The following is a 4,837-nucleotide window of genomic DNA, read 5'->3' as shown; positions in this document are numbered from 1 at the left end:
GCTGAACGCTCCAGGCCACGCTGAGTACGCAAGGCGTTATTCAGAGGCTCCCTAGCTTTTCATGATTTCTGCCAGACGCTGATTAATAGTGCCGGTACATTCACTGATAATGTCATCGATGATTTCCGCACAGCTCGGATAACTATCGATCAGCCCCTGCACGATCCCCGACGTCCAGATACCACCATCAATTTCACCGGAGGTGAGTGCCGCCTTGCCTTTCACACCAGCCACCAGATCCACGATGTATTCAAACTTCATGTCCTGACCTTTTTCGCGTTCGATTTCGTTGACCTTGGTGGCCACCGCGTTCTTGTACACACGAGCGGTATTTTTCAAGGGGCGGAAGATCAGTGCGGTATCCAGTTCGGACGCCTCGGCAATGGCTCTCTTCATGTTTTCATGTACCGGGGCCTCTTTGGAGGCCAGGAAACGGGTACCCATGTTGATGCCATCGGCACCCAGCGCCAGACACGCCGCCATCTGCGCCCCGGTGCCGATACCGCCGGACGCCAGCATGGGAATTTTCAGTACACGGGCCGCCGCCGGCAGCAGCACCAGGTTGGGAATGTCATCTTCCCCCGGGTGGCCGGCACATTCGAAGCCATCCACGGATACCGCATCCACACCCACTTTTTCCGACTTGAGCGCATGGCGCACTGACGTGCACTTGTGCACCACCTTCACCCCGTATTCCTTGAACAGGGGCATATGCGGTTCCGGGTTACGGCCGGCGGTTTCCACCACGGTGACACCGTTTTCACAAATTACCCGGGCGTATTCCTCGTAGGGCACCGGCTTGATGGTCGGCAGAATGGTCAGGTTCACACCGAAGGGCTTGTCGGTCATTTCCTTGCAGCGTTTGATTTCCTTGTCCAGATCTTCCGGGGTCGGCTGCGTGAGGGCGGTGATGATGCCCAGACCGCCAGCGTTGGAAACTGCACTGGCAAGCTCCGCATAACCCACGTTCTGCATGCCGCCCTGAACGATCGGATACTCAATGCCCAGCAATTCGGTAATACGCGTTTTCATCGGTGTTCCTCTCTCATTGTGCCTGTCTCCACCAGCCTCTCAGCTCAGCGTCGTTTCAACGTTCCGAGGGCGTCTCGCGGAGCACGATGGCGGGAAATTAATCACGCCGCACGGCGTGCCAGCAATGACCGGAATTCTCACCGACTGGATTGGTTCGGGTAGCAACGCCGACAACCATAGCCCAACACCCGCTGAATTCGCGGCCTGCGCGTTTCGCCGATCCACGTCGGCCGAAAGCACCAAACTACACAGCATTTTCTGTTTTGTATGCCATTGCTGCCTGCTTTCTGGCCCGTGCCGGGGTGTTTCCCGTCCAGCGCCGGTAGGCGCGACTGAAAGCACTGTGCTCGGAAAAGCCCAGCAGCAAGGCAATATCCCCCAACGTCAGTGACTGGTCGGCCAGGTAGTGGCGGGCCAGTTGCTCGCGGGTGCGGTCCAGCAATTCCCGCCAGGTTAACTGCCGCTCGGTTAGGCGACGCTGCAAAGTGCGCACGGACATGTGCAGCTCCGCTGCCAGACGCGGCAGGGTCACCGCCGCTTCCGGCATCAATCGCACCATGGCCTGTTGCAGGGCCCGATCAAAACTGTCGGAATCCGGCAGCGCCAGCAGCATGGCCTGGGCCTGCCGGTCCAGCAGGCTGCGCATGCTCGGGTCGCTATGCGGCAAGGCAATGGCAAGAAAGTGGACAGGAAAGGCAACGCAGGTGTGCGCCTGAGCGAACTGGACCGGACAGCCGAAAAAGGCTTCAAACGCCGCCCGGATCGACGGCTCGGGGCCAGGGAAAGCAAAATCAACACGGGTAGGCACCGGCGGCGTATCCACCTGCCGACGCAGAAAGCTGACCAGCGCCGCGATAGCCACACTGTCCGCCAGCTCCCCGGTGGAGTCCTCCCCGGGCCAGCGCACCAGCATCTGATCACCTTGCCCCACCACCTCCACCATGTCCTGACCGTAGAACAGGGTCTCATAGCGCTGGTAGGCCAGCATGGCTTCGCCCAGGGTCCGGCAGGTGAGAATCAGATAGCCCAGCATGCCCACATGGCGGGGCTGGATCATGGCGCCGATTTCCAGCCCCGGCGCCAACCGCTCCGGGCGCAACAACACCGCCTGCTGTAGCAGATCCCGCCACAGCGGCAGCGGCACCACATCCGCTGGCGAGCGGCTGTCCAGCACCGTGCGCAATGCAGGGGCAGGCAGGTTTTCCCGGTCCAGCCAGTCGGTCAGCAACTGTACCCAGGCCCCGGTGACGCGCATGGCAGCGGCCATGGTCTCTCCTTGTGGGTGACGTTTACCCTGTTGGCCTAAATTGTCAAAAATAAGGCATGGATAGTCAATACTATCCGCCGCGCTTGTCGCACACTGCCATCTTCCACGTTTCACCGCGCTCCCACCGAGCTTCGAGGTTTCTATGGCATTAATGGACTGGTTCAACAACGTCTGGCAGAACAGCGGCCTGGTACCGCTATGGAATGCCCTGCCCGACTGGCTGGCGCTGGATGCCCGACAGCTGATCTTTGTCGTGGCCACGCCGCTTTTTATTGGCCTGTTCCTGTGGGAATACCGCAAGATTCGCCACAACAACCGGCTGGTGGATGGCCGTGAATCCTGGCTCAATTTCATGCTCGGTGCCGGCTACCAGACCACCGAGTTGCTGTTCGCCGGGCTGATCGCCTTCCCCGTGTATGCCTTTGCGTATCAGCACCGGTTGCTCGATATTGAGCTCAACGTCTTTACCGCCATCGCCCTGTGGTTTCTGGTGGATTTCTGCTACTACGGCTTCCACCGCACCTCACACCGGGTGCGCTGGTTCTGGGCCGCCCATGTGACCCACCACTCCTCCGAGCGGATGAATTTCTCCACTGCCATGCGCCAGAATGCTACCAACATCTTCAACGGCGGCTGGTTGTTCTATGTGCCACTGGCCTTTCTCGGTTACAACCCGGTATGGATCGGGGTGTGCTATGCCCTGTCGCTGGTATACCAGTATTTCATCCACACCACCCTGGTGGGCAAACTGCACCCGGCCATCGAATACATTTTCAATACGCCCAGCCATCACCGAGTGCACCACGGCCGCAACCCGGAATATATCGACCGGAACTACGCGGGGGTTTTCATCATCTGGGATCGCCTGTTCGGCACCTTCGTGGAAGAAAAAGACGACCAACCGGTGGAATACGGCATCACCCGCCCGGTGTACAGCAACAGCCTTGTGGTGAACTGGTGCCATGAATACGCAGACATGTTCCGGGCCATCCGCCAGAAAGGCCCGCTTGGGCAGCGCCTCAAACACCTGTGGAAACCACCGGAATGGGAACGAAACGATAATAGTTGAGAGTTGATAGTGGACAGTTGACAGCGGCGCGAAACAGCCACTGCCAACTTTCAAACGCAAGAGGCCGCGCCCAAACTCTGGACGCGGCCTCTTGCGCTTCAAGATAAAGAAGAAACCGTCCGCGTAGCTGTCAACTGTCCACTATCAACTGTCAACTGCCTTCAGCGCCTGCTGATAGAAACCCCACGCCATCACCCCCGCCAGCACATTGCCGAAGGCCGCGCCCAGGGCAAAGCCACCAAAACCACCCAACTCGAAGCCCAGCCACAACAACGGCAAATAGCACAGGAACAGCCGCAAGAAAGAAATCAGCATGGCACGCATGGGCCAGCCCAGCGCATTGCTGGCCGATACCACCAACATGCAGACGCCCAGAAAACCATAGCTGGGCGGCATCCAGCGAATCAGCACGGTCAGGAAGGCCTGCACCGCCGGGGTGTCGACCAGTACGCTGGCCAGCGGCGCCGCCAGCAACGCCATCACCAGCCCCAGCAGCACCTGCCAGGCAACCACCATGCCCGCCGCCACCTGCATCAGCCGCCGCACAGTGGCCCAGTCGTTAGCGCCATAACAACGCCCCAGCCAGGGCGGCAGCGCCATGGTCATGCCCAGCACCAGCACGATGGAGAAACTTTCCAGGCGACTGGCCATGCCCCAGGCGGCCACCGCCTGGTCACCGGAGCGGGCCACCAGCGCCGTGGCCACCATGGCCGCCAACGGCGGCATCAACTGGCTGATCATGGCCGGGCCAGCGATCTGCGCAAACGGCCAGGCCGACGCACGCATCTGCACCAGCATACCAGCGCGTTGCACCCAACCCTTGCCCCGCAGAGACAGGGCCACAATCACGCCACCGAGGGAAAACGCCAGCAAGGTCGCCAGCGCCGCACCGGGCAAACCAAACCCCTGCCAATCGCCGATACCAAAAATCAGAATCGGATCGAACAGCAGATTCAGCAGGCTGGTGAGCACCATCATCATGCCGGGAAAACGTGTGTTGCCGTGGGCGCGGAACAGGCTGTAACCGAAGTACACCACCCCACCGACCCACATGGCCGGCACCTGCAAGGCCCAGTAGGGCCGGATCATGGCGCGAATCTCTTCACTGGCGCCGAGCAACGCAAAGGCAGGTTCCTGGATCAGCCACAACACCAGCACCAGCACACCCTGCAGCACACCACCGCCGACCAGCACCAGCGCCCCCAACCGGTTGGCCTGCTCCTGCTGGCCGGCACCGATGGCCCGGGAGATGAGCGCGGCAATGGCAATACCGATGCCCACCTGCACACCGATGACCAGAAACGCCAACGGAAAAGTGAACGACTGGGCCGCCAGCGGTGCGGTGCCCAGCCGGGCCACGAAGATACTGTCGACCAGATAAAAGCCCAGCAGGGACATGACGCCCATGGCCATGGGCCAGGTCTGCTGCCAGAGCTGGCGGACCAACGCCAGGGTTGGCAGGTTTGCAG

The 4,837-nt window shown here is 60.6% G+C and carries 4 protein-coding genes; 1 reads left to right on the top strand and 3 read right to left on the bottom strand.

The window, feature by feature from the left end; genetic code table 11:
- Nucleotides 1-51: 51 nt before the first annotated feature.
- Both A3754_RS19565 and A3754_RS19560 read right to left on the bottom strand, forming a co-directional pair.
- Nucleotides 52-1,032 (bottom strand): nitronate monooxygenase family protein, encoded by a 981-nt coding sequence (locus A3754_RS19565; protein ID WP_063521038.1) that lies wholly within the window; start codon nt 1,030-1,032, stop codon nt 52-54.
- Nucleotides 1,033-1,276: 244 nt separating this feature from the next.
- Nucleotides 1,277-2,299 carry an AraC family transcriptional regulator gene (locus tag A3754_RS19560; protein WP_063521037.1) on the bottom strand — a complete coding sequence of 341 codons (1,023 nt, stop codon included), beginning with the start codon at nt 2,297-2,299 and terminating at the stop codon, nt 1,277-1,279.
- Nucleotides 2,300-2,441: 142 nt separating this feature from the next.
- Here A3754_RS19560 and A3754_RS19555 point away from each other — a divergent pair, with 142 nt between their 5' ends.
- On the top strand, nt 2,442-3,368 hold the full coding sequence (locus A3754_RS19555; protein WP_063521036.1) for a sterol desaturase family protein: 927 nt from the start codon (nt 2,442-2,444) through the stop codon (nt 3,366-3,368).
- Between the two features lie 144 nt (nt 3,369-3,512).
- On the opposite strand, the gene A3754_RS19550 is transcribed toward A3754_RS19555, so the two are convergent.
- Nucleotides 3,513-4,829, bottom strand: a complete 1,317-nt coding sequence (locus A3754_RS19550) for an MATE family efflux transporter (RefSeq protein WP_231880703.1) — start codon at nt 4,827-4,829, stop codon at nt 3,513-3,515.
- Nucleotides 4,830-4,837 lie beyond the last annotated feature (8 nt).

The sequence above is a fragment of the Alcanivorax sp. HI0083 genome (genome assembly GCF_001635175.1).
This window is presented reverse-complemented; position numbering and strand designations above follow the sequence as displayed.